This is a genomic window from Pseudoalteromonas sp. GW168-MNA-CIBAN-0100 (assembly GCF_040309225.1).
In the GTDB taxonomy this organism is placed as follows: domain Bacteria; phylum Pseudomonadota; class Gammaproteobacteria; order Enterobacterales; family Alteromonadaceae; genus Pseudoalteromonas; species Pseudoalteromonas arctica.
In genome coordinates this window covers 1-235 of record NZ_JBEOOL010001129.1, presented here as the reverse complement: position 1 = coordinate 235, position 235 = coordinate 1, and the positions used below count along the sequence as shown (strand labels likewise).

The 235-nt window shown below is 38.7% G+C and carries 1 protein-coding gene; it reads right to left on the bottom strand.

Annotated elements, in window-relative coordinates; translation table 11 throughout:
• The coding region (locus tag AAEY62_RS24895; protein ID WP_350637177.1) for a hypothetical protein at positions 1-235 on the bottom strand (235 nt) is incomplete at both ends.

Sequence of the window (235 nt, the reverse complement as noted above, 5' to 3'; positions counted from 1 at the left end):
TCTGTACGTAAGTTATAAGTTTTAGCGTCAGCTGAGAAGTTCTTAACTGTTACCGTTTTAGTTAACGATGCAGTTTCTGTCATGCTTTCTAAGCCAAATGAAAGCGCTGCTTGCTTGGTATTAAACTTAGCGTTATTTACCCATGCAGCAACCGGTAAATTAACCGCTTTAGCTACATTAACTAAACCTGCGCCAATCATACTAATAGGTGCTAATTCTGACGCAGGATTAATTG